Here is a 21,402-nt window from a genome sequence, read left to right as displayed (position 1 = left end):
GTGTTACAGGGAGCGTGTTTTGTGGTATAATAGATAATATTATAATTTTTTTAAATGAATATATTTAAAAACAGCAACGGTTTTACTCTAATTGAACTTATAGTTTCTATTGCTATTATTGGTCTTATATCTGGTATAATGGTCGCTAATTATCGCCAAGGAGGATCATCTGAAGAGCTTAATATCGCCACTCAGAATCTTGTTAGTGAAATAAGAAAAGCTCAGGGATATGCTTTGAGCTATAAGGAATATGCTGGGAGCATTTCTGATGTAGGAGGGTGGGGAATAAGGCTCACAGATGATACTGCTGGCAACCCAGAGAATTTTATCTTATTTTTTGATCTCAGTAATTCTGGAAAATCAGATATATTACCAACGAATGAAGTTTTTGTTAATAAGGTTATTGGGAAAAATGTACATGTTTCAGATATTAGTGATGGGACAGATCACTCCAGCTACTTCTGGGCAATTTTTTATCCTCCTGATCCAATAATTATGCTAAGAGGGAGTGATCACCCAACAGACGGGAGCTTTGTTTTTGGAGCCACTGATAGCGCTATTGAAGTAACAATAACCTTGGAGCACTCCAGGGGTGCTACAAAATCTATTATATTAAATAAATTTGGCCTTGTTGATGTTGACTAATATTTCTAAAAAAATATTCTTATTCCCCCCCTCAAACAAAAGAGGTTTTTCTCTTATGGAAATTATTGTTGTTTTGGCTATGTTCTCTTTTGGCTTAGTTGGAATATCATCTCTTATGCTCATGACTATGCGAGCGGAATCATTAAATGCTGGTTATCTAAAGGCGTCCTTGTTTGCTCAAGAGGGCCTAGAACTGGTTCGGGGTTACAGAGATGAGAATTGGCTCAATTCATCCCTTCCTGATTGGGATGATAATTTTGGAGGGACTGATAGAACTTTTACTATTTACTATGGTGACAGTATCACGACCAATGATGTGGCCTCAATCAATGACTCTGACACCATTCTGAGATATAATGGTAATTTTTATGACCATGTAGCAGGAGGGGCACCTTCGACTTATAGAAGATTAATAACTGTAAGTGATTGCACTCCCTCTAGTTCAGATTGTTGGGAGGTTGAGTCTAGGGTCAATTGGGTGACTTCTGGAAAATCGAATGACTATATCGCAAAAACATTATTATATAATTGGAGATAAATGATAAAAAATATTATTAAAAATGAAAGGGGGTATTCTCTACTGGAAATGATAGTGGCTATTGCCATATTTGCGGTCGTTTTTTTAATGATAACAAGTATTTATCTGTCAATGATTGAGTCTCAAAAAAGCGTTATAGCGACTCAGAATATTCAAGAAAGTATGAAATTTGTTTTTGAGATGGTAAGTAAAGAAATAAGAACAGCAGTGAAAAGTGAAGACTCTTGTGCAGCGACCCTTGGGTTGACTGCCGATATTATTGCTCCAGCAACTGTACCAAATAAAATTTTTAATATAGATTCTACAACATTTCCTGGCTATCATGTTCTCTATTTTATGAATAGAAAAGAAGAGTGTGTTTCATATGCTATTGGAAATAATGGCGATGTAGATAGTTGGACAATTAGAAGAGTAAAAGGATTGGATGATGAAGAGATGTTCGTGACTCCCAATGAGATAAGTTTGGAGAATTTATATTTCAATGTCTGGGATGATGAGATTGGTGCTTTTCATTCAAGGCAACCCTCAGTGACATTAAAGGTGGATGTTGAAACAAGCAAGGGAAGAGAAATTCATAAACAAAAAACAACTTTGCAGACGACAATAACTTCAAGATATTATGAATAATTTAAAAAAAATATTAACAAACAAAAGAGGTGCTACTTTATTGATGATAACATTGTTGATAATGACTAGTATTTTGACAGTGGGCTTGTCTCTTGGTAGTGTTGTTATAAATGGATTGAAAGTGTCTAAGACTCAGGCCAATGCGACACAAGCTTATTTTGCGGCTGAGGCTGGCGCAGAGAAGTTCCTTTGGGAGGTTAGGAAAGGGGTATTTGATCCGCCAACTGGGACGCCAACTTGTGAAGATGGAGAGTATATAAATACAGGCTTTGATGGCTGTGTGGGCACTGAACAAAGATCAACTCTCTTTGATGGTGCCGAATATTATATTTTATATAATTACGATACAGTTGATGCCACAACAACATTAACTAACTTCGGAGAATATAGGGGAACCAGAAGAGCAGTGCGTCTAGTCTATTAGAAATTATTAACCATGAACAAAAAAGAAGCTAAAGAAAGAATTGAAAAGTTAAAAAAAGAAATCGATTATCATCGATTTCTTTATCATGTGGAAGACAAGCAAGAAATAACTGATGCCGCTCATGATAGCTTGAAAAATGAACTTCAAAAGCTTGAAGAAGAAAATCCAGAATTTATAACTCCAGATTCACCAACTCAAAGAGTCGGAGGGCAACCTTTGGAGAAGTTTGAGAAAATAAAACATTCCAAACCCATGATGTCAATTTTTGATTCATTTACTGAAAATGAAATGTTTGAATGGGAGGAAAGGTTAAAGAAAATAATTGGCCCTAGCTCAAAGAAGATAGAATATTTTTGTGAATTAAAAATGGATGGTCTCGCGGCTAGCCTTGTTTATGTTGGGGGCAAACTCACCAAGGGAGCCACAAGAGGTGATGGGGTTGTTGGCGAGGATGTAACTGCAAATTTAAAAACGATAGAAGCCATTCCTCTCTCTCTGAGAAAGATAAATCTTTCGGATATTGAAAAAATTGGCATTGAAAAAAATAAAGCACAAACAATATTAAAAGCAATAGAGTCGGGGACCATAGGACTAAGAGGAGAGGTTATTATGACAAAAAAGGTTTTCGATGAACTTAATAAAAAATACAAGAAAGAAGGGAAAAATATTTTTGTTAATCCTAGGAATGCAGCCGCAGGGACAATTAGGCAGCTTAATCCAAAAATAGTTTCTGAGAGAAATCTAGATTTTTTTGTTTATAGTCTTTTGCTTGGAGAAGATAATTTATTGGACAATCACGAACAAGAGCATGAACTGGCTAGCATTTTAGGATTTAAAGTTTTATCACAAAACAAAATTGAAAAGAGCCTGAGCGAAGTTATAAAGTTTCATCATTATTGGGATGATCATAGAAATGGCTTGCCCTTTGAATGTGATGGCATTGTTGTGAAAGTTAACAATCTTCATCTCTGGCCCGTCCTTGGGCATATTGGTAAAGGCCCCAGATATTATATGGCCTACAAGTTTTCCGCCGAACAAGTCACAACAAAAGTTCTTGATGTTGTTTGGCAAATTGGTCGGACCGGAACTCTTACCCCGATTGCAAGTGTTGAGCCAGTTTTTGTTGGCGGAGTAACAGTTAGTCATTCCACTCTTCACAATATGGATGAGATAAAAAGACTTGGTTTAAAAGTTGGTGATACGGTTATTCTAGAACGAGCAGGAGATGTTATTCCCAAAGTTGTAAAAGTCCTAGACAATCTTCGTGATGGAACGGAAAAAGTAATAAGTAGACCGAAGAAATGTCCGATATGTGAAAGTAATGTTGAAAAAGCTTCAGGAGAGGTTGCCTACAGATGTACCAATAAAAATTGTTATGCTGTGAATATTCGAAGGTTAATGCATTTTGTTTCAAAAGGAGCTCTTGATATTGAAGGTCTCGGACCAAGCATAATTGAACAATTAGTGTCAGGGGGTTTAATAAAAGATATAAGTGATTTTTATAATTTGAAGAAAGAAGATTTGCTGTTGCTGGAAAGATTCGCTGAGAAATCAGCTGATAATTTGCTTAAATCAATTGAAGGGAAAAAGAACGTAGATTTAGCAAAGTTCTTGATTGGTCTCGGGATAAGGCATGTGGGAGAGGAAACAGCGATTTTTCTTGCTACTAAGTTAAAAGTTAAAAGTAGAAAGTTAAAAGATTTAATAAAATTAGTTCAAGAATATGGTGCAGAAGATTTGGAAAAAATGGAAGATGTTGGCCCAATTGTAGCTAGGAGTATGTTTGAATGGTTTCGGGATGAACATAATTTGGCTATTTTGGAACGATTAGAAAGTCATGGGGTTCAGATAATTATTGAAGATAATTTAGCTAAGCAGGAAAATAGTAAATTTTTAGATAAAACCTTTGTTTTAACGGGAGCAATGTCAAAATTGACAAGAGACGAGGCAAAAGCTAAAATAAGAGAGCTGGGAGGCTCTATTTCCTCTTCTGTTAGCAAAAAAACAGATTTTGTAGTTGCTGGAGTAGAGGCGGGGAGTAAACTAGAAAAAGCCAAAAATCTAGGTGTAAAAATATTAAATGAAGAAGAATTTTTAGATATTGTTAAAGGCTAGAAATATAAAGAATTAATAAGTAACTTTTAACTTTCATCTTTTAACTATTAACTAAAACTATGAAATTAGAGAAAAAAGATATAGAACATATTGCAAAATTAGCTCGTCTTGAGTTAAGCGAAGCAGAATTTATACAGTATGGTGATCAATTGTCAGATATTCTAGGTTATATTGACCAGCTTCAGGAAGTCGATACAAGTCAAGTCGAGCCAACTGCTCAAGTGACAGGACTTTTAAATGGACTAAGAGAAGACAAAGATGAACAATGGCTTAATGACGAAAGAGAGGATGCTTTGAGCCAAGCACCTGAGTTAGAAAATCATCAAGTGAAGGTAAAGAGAGTACTATAGTGCACAAAACATGTAGCACAAAACATGTAACATAAAAACATATGACATATCATGAAAAACTAAGAATTAGAATGGATGAATATGCTCATTTGGTTTATGGATTTACTAAAAATTTTCCTAAAGATGAAATTTACGGGATTACATCTCAATTAAGAAGATCATCTTTGTCGGTTGTTCTCAACTACATTGAGGGCTATGCTAGGAGGAAAGGTGATAATTGTAAAGTTTATAAAAATTTCTTAGAAATATCTTACGGATCCCTAAAGGAATCAAAATATTTACTGCATTTCTGTCTAGTAGAAAAGTATTTACAAAAGAGTGATTATGAAAAAGCACTAGTATTGTCAGAAGAGATAGGGGCTATGGTATATAAAATAATAAAATAAATTTTTTGTATGTTACATGTTTTGTGTTACATGCTACATGATCTATGTTAAATGAACTTAGCTTAACTCAAGCGCAAACTAAACTAAAAAGCAGAGAAATAACTTCTGTTGAATTAGTGACCGCTTGTCTTGATAGGATAAAAAAAGAAGACGGAAAAATAAAGGCCCTTATTACTGTTTTGGAAAAAGAGGCTTTAGAGGAAGCTAGCATTGCCGATGAAAAAATAGCGAAAGGTGAATGGACAGAACTTTTGGGTATTCCATTTATTGCAAAAGACAATATTCTAACAAAAGGAGTGAAAACAACTGCTTCATCAAAAATATTAGAAAAATATATTGCTCCGTATGATGCAACGATTATAAAAAAACTCAAGGAAGCAGGGGCAATTTTGCTAGCCAAATCAAATCTAGATGAGTTTGCTCATGGGGCTTCAACAGAAAACTCTGCTTTTGGGACCACTCACAATCCATGGGATTTAACACGAGTTCCAGGTGGATCTTCTGGTGGCTCAGCAGCTGCCGTGGCTTCTGACATGTGCGTATTTGCACTAGGAACAGACACCGGAGGTTCAGTTCGCTGTCCAGCATCTTTTTGCGGTGTAGTTGGATTGAAACCAACCTATGGGAGAGCTTCACGTTTTGGGCTTATTGCAATGACTAGTTCTACTGACGTTCCGGGACCTCTCACAAAAACAGTCGAAGACGCTGCTATTGTTCAGGAAATTATTTCTGGAATAGATAAAAATGATTTAACAACAGTAGACGAAAAAATAGATAAGTATAGCGAAGAATTGTCAAAAGACATTAAAGGATTAAAAATCGGCCTACCAAAAGAATATTTTGAAGAAGGAATGGAAGGGGATGTTGCAGAAGCGCTAAACAATTCTATTGAAAAACTAAAAGAGCTAGGAGCAGAATTTGTTGATATTAGTTTGCCTCACACAAAATATGCTGTTCCTGTTTATTATATTATAACTCCTTCGGAAATAAGTTCGAATCTCGCTCGTTTTGACGGCATTCGATACGGCCTATCTGAGCAAAATGGAAATGATTTGTTTGAAATATATTCAAAAAGCAGGGGTAGGGGTTTTGGGCCAGAAGCAAAGAGAAGGATAATGCTTGGAACATATGCTTTGTCGGCCGGCTATTACGATGCTTATTATTTGAAAGCTCAAAAAGTCAGAACATTAATTAAGAATGAAATGGATGAGGCTTTAAAAAAAGTAGATGTTATTCTTACCCCAACTTCACCTCATACAGCTTTTAAGATAGGGGAGCAATCAAATGATCCACTCAAAATGTATTTGGAAGATATTTACGTGACGAGTGCATCATTGGCTGGTTTGCCAGCTGTATCGGTTCCATGTGGTTTTTCGGAAGGGCTTCCCATAGGGATGCAATTGATTGGTGCTAGGTTTGATGAAAAAACAATTTTGAGAGTTGCGGGGAATTTTGAGAAGAATTATAATATCACAAAACCAGAAATTAGTTTTTAAATATTATTTATTATCTAAATAAAGTGTATGAAAAATAATAAAGGTTATTCAATAGTTGTTTTATTGGTAGTTTTTGCGTTAATAGGTCTTGCTTATGCCTACTCTTTTAGAGAAGACAAGGTGGCCGTTGAAAATATATTGGGAGACACTGGATTGATTGATGATTCCGAATCCGAAAATCCATATATGCAAGCAATTGATGCAGCCAAGAGGGTTCAACAGTTACAAATGAGACCAATTAGCGAAGATGATAATTATATTGGTAATTTGGACGCCCCAGTAAAAATAATATATTATTCAGATTTTGAATGTCCTTTTTGTAATACATATGTTAGTGACTTAAAAAGAATTAGTGAAGAATATGCCGATAATGTTGTGTTCGCTTTTAGACATTTTATTTTAAGTAACCATAGTCTAGCTCTTGATGCTGCATTTGCATTTGAATGTGCAGTTGAGCAAGGCAGTACATGGGGAATGTATGATAAACTCTATGAAGACAGTGCGAATAAATTACAAAGTAGATTAGAATATATAAAAGACGCAGAAGAGCTTGAGTTAAATGTTGAGCAATTTACAGAATGCCTTGAATCAGAAAAGTATAAAAATAAAATTGAAAAATTAGTCCAAGAAGCAAAGAGTTACGGAGTGACTGGAACCCCAACTACTTTTATAAACGGCAAACCATTAGCAGGGGCTTATCCATATGATGATTTCGTTGATCAGTTAGGGAAAGAAAAAAAAGGATTAAAAACTATAGTTGAGGAAGGGTTGAGAAGATAAAAAAATTGAAAACAAAGGAAAAATATGTTTTATGTTTATGTTCTAAATAGCGAAAAAGATGGGAATAGATACACTGGGTTTAGTTCAGACTTGAAAAAGAGAATAGAAGATCATCAAAAAGGAAGAATCGAAATCACTAAAAACAGAAGACCATTAAAACTTGTTTATTATGAAGCATTTATAGACGAAAAAGCGGCAAGAGATCAAGAAATTTTTTATAAGACAAGTCAGGGTAGACGTATTTTGGATAAAAGGTTATATTTTTTAAAATAGTATTTGGAAGGGTCGCCTAGTGGCCTATGGCGCCTGCTTGGAAAGCAGGTGGGTGAAAGCCCACGAGGGTTCGAATCCCTCTCCTTCCGCAGGAAAACCTATGCTTGTCCGTTCGGCAGAGCGAACGGATCCGTTCACTAGCAAAGCTAGCTGAACGGAGAAAGCGTGTGTGCTGTCAAAGGTACCACGAGTTCGAATCTCGTCCTCTCCGCATAACAAACTCTTAAAATTCCCCTAGTTGTAGGGGAATTTTTGTTTAAAAAAGTATAAATTCTTTCTTGATTTTTGGTTAAATATGTGATAATATAGCGTTATATGGAACAAAATCAAACAGAAATTTTAAAAAAATTTAAGCCATTTCTTTGGTCATTTGATGTTTCCAAAATGGATATTTATAAAAATAAAAAAAGGATTATTACCAATATTTTAAATCTAGGCACAAAAGAAACAACTGATTTATTGTTTAGTATTTATGGCAAAAAAGACATAAAAGAGCAAGTCGAAAACCCCTTACCCGGTGAATGGAACAATAAATCATTAAATTATTGGTCAATTATTTTCAAGTTAGAACCTAAAAAAACAAAACATGTTTTACGACATTTTAGATAAAAAAAGAATTAAGATTTTACCTCTTTTAAGTTTTTTTAAAAAAGAGTTTTACTTGGCTGGAGGGACTTCTTTGGCTTTGCAAATCGGGCACAGAGATAGTGTTGATTTTGATTTCTTTAAACAAGGAAATATTGATACCACGGAATTATTCACAGCAATAAAAGAGGTGTTTGTTGATTATAAAGTTTTGAAAATTCAAGAAGATAAAAATACGCTAACTGTCTTGATTGACGGTGATGTTAAATTGAGTTTTTTTTCCTATAGATATAAACTGCTAAAGAATTTGATTGAAGAAGATTATTTGGCCCTAGCCTCAATCGAGGATATTGCCTGCATGAAGTTGTCAGCTATCTTAAGCAGAGCTACAAATAAAGATTATATTGATTTATATTTTATTTTCAAAGAGCATGATTTTGAAGAAATTTTAGATTTATGTCAGAAAAAGTTTGAGGATATTGATGTTAATTTAATCTTGAAAAGTTTGGTATATTTCGATGACATAGATACTGAGCCTATTATGTTTAAACACGACAATAAGGTCGAGTTAGAAAAAGTCAAAAAGTTTTTAATTGGGCTACTCGATAGTAAAAGAGTTAATATTTAAAATTTATGAATTACGAAAAAATTTGGAAAAAAGTTTTGGGAACTGATGAAAAGATAGAATATGAATTCTCAATAGGGGAAAGATATCTCAAGATTGGCCTTGTCGTCTTGACTGTTATTTCTGTTTTGATGATGTTCATTGAGGTGTATTCAGCAACGATGCTTCTGCTTTCTGTTTGGTTTTTCTTTGGTTTTTATTTCCGAGTGGCCAATGCCTATGCACTCACGAACAAACGGATATTGATTCACAGGGGTTGGCTGTCAACCAATTTGACCAGCATAGATTATTCAAAAATTACTGATATAAATGTAGGAGAACCTTTTTTTGAAAGAATAATAACTCACACAGGACATCTTTCCATAAATACTGCTGGAACAAGTCAGGAGGAGGTTTTTTTAAGCAGTATAGAGAAACCTCATGAAGTAAAAAAGAAAATTGATATATTGAAAGACAAGAACAGGTAACAGAACCCTAAACTCTTTTCAGAAGGAGGGCAAAATGAACAGAATATAAAATGATAAATCCTTTGATGAATATTTAAAATAACATTTTCTATGTAGCAAATTCAGTTCCTAATGATGAAGTTGATGAATTTTAATAAATAAAGCCCTTGAGAAACGGGGCTTTTTGTCTTGGAAGCCAAACTTCTGTGTCATAGGCCAATAAGCTTAACTATGTCATAATGAAAGTAGCTAGCCCTTTTTAACCCAACCTTTGAAAGGAGTTTGTTATGAGACAGATCAATAAAAATAATATTGATATATCAAAAATATCAACTCCAGAAGACAACAATTCAGGAAACAAATTCATACCACAAGACAATATTTTTTCACTAGATGAATTGTTGGATACTTTCATGTATGTACATCCTTCGAAATTTTCTGAATATATGGTTGAAATTGAAAAAAAGAATGGTTGCGTACTTTTATTCCCATCTCCAAAAAAGATATTTTTTAAGTTCAGGGATGACGACAACGGAGAGTATTGCATAGTAGACTATCTATGGAATGACGTTCTTAAAAAGGAAGACTTATGAAACAGAGCAAAAAAAGCCCATCAGAAAACGATGGGCTTTTAAAATGTCAATCCAAACCCAATCCAACCCAACAAACTAGTGACATGTATGTTAAATATGTTAAAATATTAAGAATGAATAAAAATAACAACCAAAATATACAAGTAAATATGCCAATATCAAAAAGAATACTTGATATTGTTTTTTCTTTGATTATTATTATTGCAACATTACCGTTTACACTTCTTATTGCGATTCTTGTATTTATTGAACATATTACACTCCACCGTACTTTTGCGTCTTTGTTTTATGTGGAAAAGAGAATATCTCAAGGAAAACCATTCAATCTGATAAAATTTAATATATTTAAACCAAGAGTAATAGAAGATTTAAGAAAAAGAGGAGTTCTTATTCACACGAAAACCTTGGAGCATAATGGCCATAGTTTGACGTATATGGGTAAACTTCTACAAAAGACCTATATCGACGAATTTCCGCAGTTTTTAGCCATTCTGATAGGTGATATTAGCTTTGTTGGGCCAAGACCAGTGAATCTTGAAGTGTATCAAGTTTTACTCGACAGGGGGGATGATTGCAAGAAAGTTATTAAGGCAGGTTTGACAGGTAATTATCAGTCACAAAAAGGAATAGCAAAAAAAAGTCATATTGAGCTGGATAATGAATATATAGATTTTTGTCGCAACAATTCAGCCCTGAAGATATTGATGTTTGACATGAAGATAATCTATAAAACTGTGAATGTACTCTTTAGAGCGGAGGGTATATAGTTTATCTTTTAGAGTTGACAAAAAATAAAAACATGGTATATTTATACCATAATCATAGTAATTATTTACCACAATATGTTTAATAAAAAATCTCAAATAATAATAAAGGTGCTGGGATATTTTTTTATGAATCCAGAGACAAGGAAACATCTTCACGATTTGGCAGGTGTTCTAAAGCTGGATGTGAGTAATTTAAGTAAGAAACTTAAAGAACTAGAAGATGAAAAATTACTAAGTAGCGAGGTGGATGGAAATAGAAAAATATATTTTTTAAATAATAATTTTCCGCTTATCGAAGAATATAAAAAAATTTATATATTTAAGTATGGTTTTGAAAACAGAATCAAAGAAGAATTGAAAAAAATTTCAGGGATAGATTTGGCCTATATTTTTGGATCATTTTTAAGAAGTGATTTTAACAAAAATAGCGATATTGATTTATTGCTTGTTGGAAAACATTCTTCAATAGAAATCATTAAGGCAATGTCTAGTCTTGAGGAAGATTTTGGAAGAGAAATAAATGTTGTAAATTATTCCAAAAAAGATTTTTTAGAGAAAAAAGGGGAAGATGATTTTTTAAAAAATATCTTCGCAAACGAGTATTTAAAAATAATATGACATTCAAAAAGTTTAAATTTACTGAGAATCAAATTACAAAATATTTTAGTGCAGCAAACAAAGATTTTAAGATAGCAAAAAGAAGCGACAACAATGACGTTAAATTTAGATTTGCCTATGATGCTCTCTTGAAGCTAGCTATATCGGTTTGTGCAAAAGAAGGATTGAGAGTTGATTCAAATAGAGGTCACCATAAAGAGTTGATAGATGAATTAGCAATAGTACTTAAAAAGAAGGATATTAAATCTGTTGGGAACAAGATAAGAAAAAAAAGAAATTATGATTTATATTCTGGCGGACTAGCAGTTTCTGATAAAGACGCGCAGGAGACAATTCTATGGATCGAAGAAGTATTTAATAAATCTGAGAACTATTTTAAAGAAAAAAACAATCAAGATAAATTACTTTAAAAACAATGGAAAAGACTCTAAAAAATATTTTATTAGTAATAACAAAGGGTGAACTTGGCGGTGCTCAGGTTTTTCTTTTGAATTTAGCGAGATGCTTAAAAGAATCAGGGCAGACCGTGACAGTCGCATATGGCGAAGATGGCTATTTGCCAATTAAGTTAGAAGAAGAGGGGATTGAAAGTGTAAAAATAAAAAATCTCAGAAGATCAGCAAATCCTTTTTCGGGGGTTAAATATATTTTTGAATTGAAGAAATATATAGAAAATAAAGATTTCAACGTAGTACATTTCAATAGTACTAATGCTCTACTTGGCGCAATGAGCGTTAAGTTACTAGATAAAAAATTAAAAACAATTTTCACCTTTCATGGCTTATCACTCCTGGATTCCGGCTACAAGAAAAATATAATTTTAAAAATCGCTAACTATATTCTGTTCAAGTTTTTACTTATTTTTGTTGATGAAAAAGTTTTTGTGAGTGGACTAAATCAAAAAAGAGCACAAGACATTAAGTTAGTTCAGGACGGAAAGACTATTTATAACGGTATAAACACAAGTGAAGAAGATTTTTTAGTGAAAGAAGACGCCAGAGATTATTTAGAGGAGAGATATAATATTTATCTAGAAGATAAGTTTATTATAGGAACTGTCGGCAGGCTTGATTATCAGAAGAATCATGCATTTTTATTAAATAACTTTGAAGAAATTGAGAAAATCATTCCTAATCTAGCAATGGTGATAATAGGAGAGGGGAATGAAAGAGGTAGTTTAGAAAAAATAATTGAAAAAAAGAATATAGGAGAAAAAGTTTTTCTTCTTGGAGAGCTCAATGATGCTGTCAAATATATTAGAGCCTTCGATGTATACGCCCTACCTTCTCGCTATGAAGGGCTATCTATTTCTTTGATTGAGGCTCTATTCTCAGGTGTTCCCATTCTAGCTTCTGATGTTGGAGGCAATAAAGAGGTTATCAGCAATATAAATAATTTATTTCTTGCAGGCGATAAAGAAGATTTTATAAAAAAACTAAAAATAATTTCAGATTATTCCCTAAATAAGGCTATTGAAAAAGAAAAGTTTACCTCAAATAAAATGACCGAAAGTTATTTGGAAATTTATAAAAATTAAATGTCATCCTGAACTGGCTCGCGCGTGAGCGATGTCTCCCGTAGTCACAAAGTGTCGTAAACGGGACGATTCAGGATCTTCGTTTTACTCTAAAGTAATACAACAAAACCTCACCTTGTCATTCCAAAATTTTTCTATACCGTAGCAAAAGAAAAATATATCCCCGCCCGAAACGCCGTGAACGAATTAAATTAATAAAACATGTTAAAATTATTTTACAACAATTCACAAATAATGCTTACTATTCTCGAGGTGGTCGGGCCCGCCCGAAACGCCGTGAACGAATTAAATTGAGAGAACGTGATAAAGTATCTTACAACAAACCATAAATAATGCTTGCTATTCTCAAAACTGGCGGGCAGAAATAATTAAAGAAATAAATAGTAATGATATTTCTTGTATTAGTTAAATATAACTAATACAAGAAATGAGATGTTTCAGATTTAATTTAAACTGTCTTTAAATATAAAATAGTGAGAAAAAGGAGTGGACCCCTCCTAGAAGCACTTTCCTAGATATAAAATAGCCCCTTTACAAAATAAACTTTTTTTGATATAATTTTAGTATATTATTAAAATTAATAAAAAAATGAAATACATTGATTTTATCAACACAATTAATGAACCTGTCTTTTCGTTGCAATTATTGCGATTAATGAATATTAATGTGTATCCATATCAGTTAACAATGTGGTCAAATAAGGGCTATATTGCAAAGCTAAAAAATGGAATATATGTAGTTCTGGATAAAAAAAATAAAATAAAAAAAGAACATATTGCCTATAGGTTATATGAACCGAGCTATATTAGCCTAGAGTGGGCTTTATCCCTCTATGGTTTGATACCAGAAATGGTTTTTAATGTTACTTCAGTGACAACAAAAACTACCAGAACTTATAGCAATAAGCTCGGTTTATTTATTTATCGCCACATCAAAAAGTCTTTATTCTTTGGATATAAAAAAATAGACACCGAAGATCAACCGTATTTAATAGCTACACCTGAGAAGGCCTTGATTGATTATTTATATTTAAACTCTTCGAAAATAAATAACGAAAGTGAATTAGAAGAGCTTAGATTGAATATGTCAGAAATAAAAAAATTAGATTATAAAAAAATAAAAGAATATAGAGATCTAACGGGAAGCAGTAAAGTTAATAGAATTATTAAAATGATTTATGTATAGTCTAGAACAAATAAAAAGTGAATATCCTGAAAGTTTAAGCCAACATCATATTAAAAATCTTCTTGTAGAATATTTGCAATACGAGTTGCTTGATTCAATATATAAACAAAAGGGAAGCGAGAAGCTTAGTTTTATTGGTGGAACAGCGATAAGAATAGTTTATGGTACAGAAAGGTTTTCTGAAGATTTGGATTTTGATAATTTTGGTCTTAGCTACAAAGAATTTTCTGGCTTACTCGAAAAAGTAGTTACTGACATGGAAAACAAAGGGTATAAAGTGGAATATAGATTTATCGAGAAAGGAGCTTATCATTGCTATATTAAGTTCCCAGATTTATTATTTGACAATAATTTATCAGGAAATAATGATGAAAAAATATTAATTAGGGTTGATGCAGTTCAAAAAAAGAAATTAGCCGAAACAAAGTCTTTTCTCTTAAATAAGTTTGGAGTATATAGAAGAATAATAACGAATACGGAATCAGTTATTTTAGTACAAAAAATTATTGCAATACTCGACAGAAAGAGAGCAAAAGGAAGAGATTTTTATGACGTGTCTTTTCTTCTCGGCAAAACATTACCTGATTACCAATACCTAGAAAAGATTAGAAAAATCAATAAAGAAAAGCTCAAGAGCATATTGATAAAAAGAACCGATGAAATAAACCTGAAACAATTGTCAGTCGATGTTCAGCCATTCTTAATAAATCCAGACGACATTGAAAGAGTTCTTAGTTTTAGAGAATTTATTGAGCAGAAATTATAGGACAATAAATCGCAAGAGAGTCGCAAGTAGAGAAGATTAAAAATCTATTTACCGTTACGAAAATTATATGATATCCATATAAAAATGATACGATTTATATGTAGCAGATTAATTGTATATTTGTAATGAAATTATTACGAATATGTGTAAATATGTAAAAAATATAACACATTTTTCAAAGAAGAAAATGTTAAATTGATAAAAACAGAGTAATATCTTCCTGCGCGAGAGGATAAGAAAAGTTAGAATAATGCAACAGATATAAGTGTTTACAGTTGACAGTAAACTGTAAACACTGTATAATTATTATATGCATAGCACTAAAACTAAAATAATTGAATATATTAAGGAAAGAGGACAGGTCACTGCAAGTCAATTGTCGGGTAATTTTAATATTTCTAGACAAATGGTCCATAGGTATTTATTAGATTTAGTAGAAAAAAATTATATAAATAAGGTGGGTAAACCACCAAGGGTGTATTATTTACTCAATGAGGATAACAAAGAAACATCAGAGAATGTAGCATTGGAAAGAGAAGTAGAAGAAAAAATAAACAAAAACTATTTAATTATAACTCCTGATGGGAAAAAGATGGATGGAGTTGATGGTTTTATTTATTGGTGTAAAAAACAAAATTTAGATATATCAAAAACAGCCAAAGAATATATTAAAACTATTGATAAATATGATGCCTATAAATTAGATGGATTGATAGATGGTGAAAATAAAATGAGAAATTCTTTTAATAATTTAGCTCTAGATAAAACCCTATATTTAGATTTTTACAGTATTGAACGTTTCGGTAAAACTAGATTAGGACAACTATTACTTTATGCAAAGCAAAGTCAGAACAGGACCCTTATAAAAGAGCTTGTAAGCATTATTAAGCCTCAAATAGAAAAAACTATTAAAAAATACAATATAGACGGGATAGCTTTTATCCCGCCAACCGTAAAGAGGGAAGTGCAGTTTATGAAAGAATTAGAAGGTAATCTAGATTTAAAGATAAGCAAATTAAACTTAGTAAAAATAAAAAGTGAAATAATGATTCCTCAAAAGACTTTGAGTAACATGAGCGACAGAATTGATAATGCAAAAAAAACTATATTTATTGACAATAATTTTAAGTTTAGAAATTTATTATTAATAGATGATGCTGTTGGATCGGGAGCTACTTTAAATGAAACTGCAAAAAAAATAAAAAAACAGAAATTGTCTAAAAAAATAATTGGATTAGCAATAACAGGTAGTTTTAAGGGCTTTGATGTTATAAGTGAGGTCTAAATAATTCACAATTCAAGACCTGTCCCGTGAAACCCTCTTTATTTCACTGGGATTTATACCGTTAAACCATCTCTATTTCACTGGGATTCATCCCGTGAAATCATCTTTATTTCACTGGGATTCATCCCGTGAAATCATCTTTATTTCACTGGGACGTGACCCCAGGAATGCCTCGCCCGAAACGCCGTGAACGAATTAAATTGAAAGAACGTGTTGAAAGTACTTTACTATAAGTTCTAAACAAAGCTTGATATTCTCGAGGCGGGCGGGCAGAAAGAAAAAAACACCACCCTGTCATTCTGAACTCGATTCAGAATCTAGAAAATAATAAAATACCTCCCCTTGTCATTCTGGAGGGAGCGAAAGCGACTGATAGAATCTCGTGGCGATGCAGAAAACAAGACCTGTCCCGTGAAACCTTCTTTGCTTAACTGGTATTTATCCCGTGAAATAACGTCTATTTAACAGGGATTTATACCGTGAAACCTTCTTTGTTTAACTGGGACGTGACCCCCAGGACCCCAGGAACCAAATCCTTTTGACGATTTTTATACAATAATGTATACTGTAAGTATACAAATCTATATACTTATATACTAATATGATTAAAAATTTATCTTGGAGATTAAAAGCTCTGAACAATACCAGAAGAACTGTTTTTAGGACAAAGGATCTACAAAAAATATGGGGAGACAATGAAAGAACTACTGTTTTTACGGCTAAAAGAATGGTCCAGAAAGAGTTAATTTTTAAATTGAGCAAGGGGTATTATGCGTTATCTGAGGATTACAATCATTACGAATTGGCGAACACTTTGATTATCCCATCTTATGTTTCTTTTAACTCAGCATTATTATTGCACGGAGTTTGTTTTCAGATTGGTAATGATATTCAGTCTGTTTCCACCATACATAAAAAGAAGCGAATTGATGGAAAAGATTTTCTTTATCATTCGATGAAAGATGATTTATTTTCAAACAATGAGGGAATCGAGCGGAGGGACAATGTTATCTTGGCCACCCCAGAAAGAGCTATCCTTGATTCATTCTATTTTGGTTATAATCCAAATATAGATAATGAAGATAAAATAAATAAAACATATTTGAAACGTTTGACAAAATTATATCCTCAAACTATTCAAAATAAAATAAAAAAATATTATGACAAGTAGGGGATTTAATCCCGATAAACACAAAGCTGTTTTGAGAGATTTGTTATACGAAATAATAAAAGTTGTCGGTTCTAAGGTTGTTTTTAAAGGAGGAACAGCCGCAATGATGTTTTATGATTTACCACGATTATCACTTGACCTAGATATTGATATGCTTTTTAGTCCAAGTGATGAAATATTAGATGAATTAAATTTAGTGATAAGGAAAAGTGGTGTTATAAAAGAGCATAAAGATAAAAAATTTACTCTTTTTTATCTCTTATCGTATGAAGAAAATTATCCAAATATTAAAATAGAATTCAATAAACGAATTTGGAAAAATAATTCATCTGATATTTTTTTATTGTCTGACCTAGAAATAAAGGTGGCTGACAAAAAAACATTATTTACCAATAAGCTTGTAGCTTTAACCGACAGAAGGATTTCAGTCTCAAGAGATCTTTTTGATGTAAATTATTTTTTAAAATTAAACTTTCCTATTAATGAATCTCTTATTTATGAGAGAACAGGAAAGAGCAAAATAGAATACATGAAGTATCTAATAAAATATATTAAGGATAATTATAATGAAAAAAATGTTCTACATGGACTAGGTGAATTTTTGGATAAAAATCAGAAAACATGGGCAAAAAATAATTTAATTAATGAAACAATAAGTCTCTTAAAGACCAAGTGCTAAGAAGAGTGTTAAAAAAGTATTTGTCTGAATGTGTGGCACATATTGAAATTAAAGAAAACCAAATCCTAAGAGGGCTAGGAGAGGTCGTTGATGGTGGCAATGAAAAAAAACAAGACCTGTCCCGTGAAACCCTCTTTGTCATTCTGGAGGGAAGCGATAGAATCTATCGTGTTAATTAATTCACAATTCAAGACCTGTCCCGTGAAACCCTCTTTATTTCACTGGGATTTATACCGTGAAACCTTTTTTGTTTAACTGGGATTCATCCCGTGAAATCATCTTTATTTCACTGGGACGTAACCCCATTTGCTTGTCATTGCAAGGAGCGACAGCGACGCGGCAATCTATTTAAAATGCAAAAAACAAGACCTGACCCCAGGACCCGCAATGAGGAAACTTTGTATAAAATAATCAAAGATGTTAATATATAAACATATGATATTTACTAAAAAAAAGAAAACCTTTAAATATTCCGATTTATCATCCAGAGAACAAAAGAGTATTCTAAAAGAATCTGTCCATAAAGCGAATGAAGAACAATTAAATCTTGTTAGAGAATTTGATCGACGCTATAGCGCTAAGAGTGTAAATTAAAATCTTCTATTTTGTCATTGCGAGTGCACCCGAGCGCGCCCGAGCGAAGCGACAAAGTACTCTTGGGGTGAACGATAGTAAACGTGGCAATCTTTTAATGAGAGAGTCAGAAGCAGAGTAAAACCTCTGCTTTTTTGTGCTTGAGTATAGAGAGTGGTCTATTTCCCGTAAACCTTTATTTTTTGCTAATATATGTTAATATAATGATATTAAATATATGATTAGAAAAAGAATAGATGAATAAGGGAAAAGGAAATAATAATATTGCATTTATTGATGGACAAAATTTGCATATGGGGACAAATTCAGAAAGTCCTTCGTGGACAGTCGATTTTGTGCAATTTAGGAAATATTTAAAAAAGAAATATGGTGTTTCTAGGGCTTATTATTTCCTTGGATATGTGATTGATGAAAAGGAGGATCTATATGATAAACTTCAAGAAGCTGGGTTTATTTTAAAATTTCGTGAACATAATTCTGCTATGCTTGGCAAGAAGAAGGGGAACGTTGATTCAGATATTATCTTTTTTGTAATGAGGAAAATGTACAAGCAGGAATCGTTTGACAAGATAGTTCTTATTTCGGGAGACGGTGATTATAAAATGTTAGTTGATTTTTTAATTGAAGAGAATAAATTTGAAAAGATATTGTTTCCAAATAAAAAGTTTGCTTCATCTTTATACAAAAAAATAACAAGGAAATATTTTGATTACCTTGCTAACATTAAGCATCTTATTGAGTATAAATAAAAAGGGGGCCATTGATTTTGCAATCGCAGGGACCCTTTTCGTCTTGATGTTTATATGATAAATTATTTTTATATAAAAGTCAATAATAATACTGGTGAATTCTATAGCACTACAAATGTTAAAGAAAAAAAGGATGAAAGCTAGACCTGACCCCAGGAGCTTCTTTCTTATGGTGATGGCGACCATAATATTAAAATTGAAATTAATACTAGAGAATTGCATGAAAATATTGGTGATTATTATGAGGTGAAGGGCTACCTTGGTGTTTCTATGTTGATTGCCAAAAAAGATTATATGTTTGCCAGTAAATTAGCAGCTTTAACTTCAAGAAGTGAAATAGCAATGAGGGATGTTTATGATATTTATTTTTTTGCTAACTTGGGTTGGGATATTAATTCAAAAATAATAAAAGAAAGAACTGGGAAAAATATTAAAGACTATTTGTCTGATTGTGTTTCTTGTATTAATAACATTAAAGATAATCAAATTCTACGAGGATTAGGAGAGGTTGTTAGTAGTAATAAGGAAAAAGACTGGATTAAAAATCACTTAAAAACAGACTCTATATTTATGTTAAAAAATTATAGATCTGTTATTAAATAAATATTAGTATCAGTAATTCACAATTCAAGATTTATACCGTGAAACCTTTTTTGTTTAACTGGTACGTAGCCTCATTTACTTGTCATTGCGAGAAGCGACAGCGACGCGGCAATCTATTTAAAATGCAGCAATTAAGCAATATAATAAAAACCATGGGCAAAAAAGAAAAATGTCTGGAATCACCGCCCGAAACGCCGTGAACGAATTAAATTGAAAGAACGTGTTAGAAAGTACATTACAATAATCCATAAACAATACTTGCCATTCTTGAGGCGGGCGGGTAGAAAAAAACGAGAACGTTTAAAACGAACACATTTCAATTAAAGCAGAGCAACTTCTGCTTTTTGTGTTTAAGGATGTAGAGTGGTCTATTCACTATAAACCTTTATTTTTTGCTAATATATGTTAAAATAATGATATAAAAATAAATAGGTATAGAGTTAATTCTATACCTTCTCCTCTGTCATTCTGAGGAGCGATAGCGACGTGAGAATCTCGTTAGCTTAACATTACAATAATATGGCAAGAACAAATCTAGAATAAAGTATTACTTGTCGTAATAATAATTCACAATTCAAGACGTGACCCCATGGACCCTCGAAACGCCTTGAACAAATTAAACTGAAAGAACGTGTTAAAAATATATTACAATAAGCCATAAACAATACTTGCTATTATCGAGGCGAGCGGGTAGAAATAAACAAGGACATTTAAAATGCATAAATTTAATTAAAGTAGAGTAAAACCTCTGCTTTTTTGTGTTTAAGTGTAGAAAGTGGTCTATTTTTGCTAAACCTTTATTTTTTGCTAATATATGTTAAAATAATGATATAAAAATAATTAGGTATAGAGTTAATTCTATACCTATCCTCTGTCATTCTGAGGAGCGATAGCGACGTAGGAATCTCGTTCGCTTAATATACAAAAATATGGCAAGAACAAATTTAAACGACAGAAACATACGAAAATTATCCCGAGTAGGAAATGGAAAAACTTACGCAATAACCCTACCAATAGAAGCTATCCGGGAGTTTGGATGGCAAAAAAAGCAAAAATTAGTGGTGGAGATTGACAGCAAGAACAAGAAGCTAATAATTAAAGATTGGGATAAATAGTATGAAAATAGGATTTATTGGGCAGGGATGGATTGGCTCATCTTATGCTGATGATTTTGAAAAAAGAGGATATGATGTTGTTCGCTATGCTCTTGATGCACCATTTAATAAAAATAAAGAAAAAATATCAGAATGCGATATTGTTTTTATTGCAGTTCCAACGCCAAGCACACCTGAGGGTTTTGATGATAGTATTATTAGAAATGTTGTTAAACTTGTCGGTAAGGGTAATGTGGCAGTTATTAAATCAACCATTGTACCAGGGGCTACAAAGTCTATTCAAGAGGGTAACTCTGAGATATTTGTTATGCATTCACCAGAATTTTTGACTGAGGCAACAGCTGAGCATGATGCAGCTAATCCTGAAAGAAATATTGTAGGAATTCCTGTTGACTCCGTTCACCACAGAGAAAAAGCTAAAAATGTTCTAGACGTTTTACCTAGAGCAAA

At 32.5% G+C, this 21,402-nt stretch carries 28 protein-coding genes and 1 tRNA gene; all 29 read left to right on the top strand.

The features are described from left to right. The first annotated feature begins 54 nt into the window (after positions 1 to 54). Entirely contained in the window at positions 55 to 645 is a 591-nt protein-coding gene (locus PF572_06585; protein MDA3840720.1) for a prepilin-type N-terminal cleavage/methylation domain-containing protein, read from the top strand. Beyond that, positions 635 to 1,183, top strand: a complete 549-nt coding sequence (locus tag PF572_06580) for a type II secretion system protein (protein MDA3840719.1) — start codon at positions 635 to 637, stop codon at positions 1,181 to 1,183. The genes PF572_06585 and PF572_06580 overlap by 11 nt, the downstream gene beginning before the upstream one ends. Beyond that, positions 1,184 to 1,810 carry a prepilin-type N-terminal cleavage/methylation domain-containing protein gene (locus tag PF572_06575; protein ID MDA3840718.1) on the top strand — a complete coding sequence of 209 codons (627 nt, stop codon included), beginning with the start codon at positions 1,184 to 1,186 and terminating at the stop codon, positions 1,808 to 1,810. Further along, the gene (locus PF572_06570) at positions 1,803 to 2,234 is read left to right on the top strand and encodes a hypothetical protein (protein MDA3840717.1); all 432 of its coding nucleotides are present in this window, start codon (positions 1,803 to 1,805) and stop codon (positions 2,232 to 2,234) included. The genes PF572_06575 and PF572_06570 overlap by 8 nt, the downstream gene beginning before the upstream one ends. Positions 2,235 to 2,246: 12 nt before the next feature. Continuing rightward, positions 2,247 to 4,349, top strand: coding sequence for an NAD-dependent DNA ligase LigA (gene ligA, locus PF572_06565; protein MDA3840716.1), 2,103 nt, complete (start codon positions 2,247 to 2,249; stop codon positions 4,347 to 4,349). A 59-nt stretch (positions 4,350 to 4,408) separates the two neighbouring features. After that, a complete protein-coding gene (gatC, locus tag PF572_06560; protein MDA3840715.1) occupies positions 4,409 to 4,699 on the top strand; it encodes an Asp-tRNA(Asn)/Glu-tRNA(Gln) amidotransferase subunit GatC in 291 nt (96 codons plus the stop codon). Between the two features lie 41 nt (positions 4,700 to 4,740). Then, positions 4,741 to 5,085 carry a four helix bundle protein gene (locus PF572_06555; GenBank protein ID MDA3840714.1) on the top strand — a complete coding sequence of 115 codons (345 nt, stop codon included), beginning with the start codon at positions 4,741 to 4,743 and terminating at the stop codon, positions 5,083 to 5,085. Positions 5,086 to 5,129: 44 nt separating this feature from the next. Next, positions 5,130 to 6,581 carry an Asp-tRNA(Asn)/Glu-tRNA(Gln) amidotransferase subunit GatA gene (gene gatA, locus PF572_06550; protein ID MDA3840713.1) on the top strand — a complete coding sequence of 484 codons (1,452 nt, stop codon included), beginning with the start codon at positions 5,130 to 5,132 and terminating at the stop codon, positions 6,579 to 6,581. A 27-nt stretch (positions 6,582 to 6,608) separates the two neighbouring features. Next, complete coding sequence (locus PF572_06545) at positions 6,609 to 7,361, top strand: DsbA family protein (GenBank protein MDA3840712.1); 753 nt, start codon at positions 6,609 to 6,611, stop codon at positions 7,359 to 7,361. Positions 7,362 to 7,385: 24 nt separating this feature from the next. Beyond that, a complete protein-coding gene (locus tag PF572_06540) occupies positions 7,386 to 7,634 on the top strand; it encodes a GIY-YIG nuclease family protein (protein MDA3840711.1) in 249 nt (82 codons plus the stop codon). A gap of 5 nt (positions 7,635 to 7,639) precedes the next feature. After that, a tRNA-Ser gene (locus PF572_06535) sits at positions 7,640 to 7,723 on the top strand. Between the two features lie 226 nt (positions 7,724 to 7,949). After that, positions 7,950 to 8,243, top strand: coding sequence for a hypothetical protein (locus PF572_06530; protein MDA3840710.1), 294 nt, complete (start codon positions 7,950 to 7,952; stop codon positions 8,241 to 8,243). Then, positions 8,221 to 8,847 carry a nucleotidyl transferase AbiEii/AbiGii toxin family protein gene (locus PF572_06525; protein MDA3840709.1) on the top strand — a complete coding sequence of 209 codons (627 nt, stop codon included), beginning with the start codon at positions 8,221 to 8,223 and terminating at the stop codon, positions 8,845 to 8,847. The genes PF572_06530 and PF572_06525 overlap by 23 nt, the downstream gene beginning before the upstream one ends. A 5-nt stretch (positions 8,848 to 8,852) precedes the next feature. After that, positions 8,853 to 9,311 (top strand): PH domain-containing protein, encoded by a 459-nt coding sequence (locus PF572_06520; protein ID MDA3840708.1) that lies wholly within the window; start codon positions 8,853 to 8,855, stop codon positions 9,309 to 9,311. 266 nt (positions 9,312 to 9,577) lie between these two features. Continuing rightward, on the top strand, positions 9,578 to 9,883 hold the full coding sequence (locus tag PF572_06515; GenBank protein ID MDA3840707.1) for a hypothetical protein: 306 nt from the start codon (positions 9,578 to 9,580) through the stop codon (positions 9,881 to 9,883). Continuing rightward, positions 9,880 to 10,650, top strand: a complete 771-nt coding sequence (locus PF572_06510; protein ID MDA3840706.1) for a sugar transferase — start codon at positions 9,880 to 9,882, stop codon at positions 10,648 to 10,650. Before PF572_06515 ends, PF572_06510 begins: the two co-directional genes overlap by 4 nt. A gap of 75 nt (positions 10,651 to 10,725) precedes the next feature. Next, positions 10,726 to 11,268, top strand: coding sequence for a nucleotidyltransferase domain-containing protein (locus PF572_06505; GenBank protein MDA3840705.1), 543 nt, complete (start codon positions 10,726 to 10,728; stop codon positions 11,266 to 11,268). After that, the gene (locus tag PF572_06500) at positions 11,265 to 11,678 is read left to right on the top strand and encodes a hypothetical protein (protein ID MDA3840704.1); all 414 of its coding nucleotides are present in this window, start codon (positions 11,265 to 11,267) and stop codon (positions 11,676 to 11,678) included. Before PF572_06505 ends, PF572_06500 begins: the two co-directional genes overlap by 4 nt. A gap of 5 nt (positions 11,679 to 11,683) precedes the next feature. Then, a complete protein-coding gene (locus PF572_06495) occupies positions 11,684 to 12,805 on the top strand; it encodes a glycosyltransferase (protein ID MDA3840703.1) in 1,122 nt (373 codons plus the stop codon). A 588-nt stretch (positions 12,806 to 13,393) separates the two neighbouring features. Then, entirely contained in the window at positions 13,394 to 13,990 is a 597-nt protein-coding gene (locus PF572_06490) for a hypothetical protein (protein ID MDA3840702.1), read from the top strand. Beyond that, positions 13,983 to 14,756, top strand: coding sequence for a nucleotidyl transferase AbiEii/AbiGii toxin family protein (locus PF572_06485; GenBank protein ID MDA3840701.1), 774 nt, complete (start codon positions 13,983 to 13,985; stop codon positions 14,754 to 14,756). Before PF572_06490 ends, PF572_06485 begins: the two co-directional genes overlap by 8 nt. Before the next feature lie 310 nt (positions 14,757 to 15,066). Then, a complete protein-coding gene (locus PF572_06480) occupies positions 15,067 to 16,041 on the top strand; it encodes a winged helix-turn-helix transcriptional regulator (GenBank protein MDA3840700.1) in 975 nt (324 codons plus the stop codon). 601 nt (positions 16,042 to 16,642) lie between these two features. Further along, positions 16,643 to 17,212 carry a hypothetical protein gene (locus PF572_06475; GenBank protein ID MDA3840699.1) on the top strand — a complete coding sequence of 190 codons (570 nt, stop codon included), beginning with the start codon at positions 16,643 to 16,645 and terminating at the stop codon, positions 17,210 to 17,212. After that, positions 17,202 to 17,891: a nucleotidyl transferase AbiEii/AbiGii toxin family protein gene (locus PF572_06470; GenBank protein ID MDA3840698.1), complete on the top strand. Its 690-nt coding sequence runs from the start codon at positions 17,202 to 17,204 to the stop codon at positions 17,889 to 17,891. Before PF572_06475 ends, PF572_06470 begins: the two co-directional genes overlap by 11 nt. 5 nt (positions 17,892 to 17,896) lie before the next feature. Then, a complete protein-coding gene (locus PF572_06465; GenBank protein MDA3840697.1) occupies positions 17,897 to 18,070 on the top strand; it encodes a hypothetical protein in 174 nt (57 codons plus the stop codon). 651 nt (positions 18,071 to 18,721) lie between these two features. Further along, positions 18,722 to 19,234: an NYN domain-containing protein gene (locus PF572_06460; GenBank protein MDA3840696.1), complete on the top strand. Its 513-nt coding sequence runs from the start codon at positions 18,722 to 18,724 to the stop codon at positions 19,232 to 19,234. Between the two features lie 189 nt (positions 19,235 to 19,423). Then, the gene (locus tag PF572_06455) at positions 19,424 to 19,837 is read left to right on the top strand and encodes a hypothetical protein (GenBank protein MDA3840695.1); all 414 of its coding nucleotides are present in this window, start codon (positions 19,424 to 19,426) and stop codon (positions 19,835 to 19,837) included. Between the two features lie 929 nt (positions 19,838 to 20,766). Next, the gene (locus PF572_06450; protein ID MDA3840694.1) at positions 20,767 to 20,952 is read left to right on the top strand and encodes a hypothetical protein; all 186 of its coding nucleotides are present in this window, start codon (positions 20,767 to 20,769) and stop codon (positions 20,950 to 20,952) included. 1 nt (position 20,953) lies between these two features. Next, on the top strand, positions 20,954 to 21,402 hold a 449-nt coding region (locus tag PF572_06445), incomplete at its 3' end, for an NAD(P)-binding domain-containing protein (GenBank protein MDA3840693.1).

It is taken from the genome of Patescibacteria group bacterium (genome assembly GCA_027858235.1).
Lineage (GTDB): Bacteria > Patescibacteriota > Patescibacteriia > Patescibacteriales > BM507 > BM507.
Note: the sequence above shows the minus strand (reverse complement) of the source record. Positions and strands in the feature narration are given on the sequence as shown.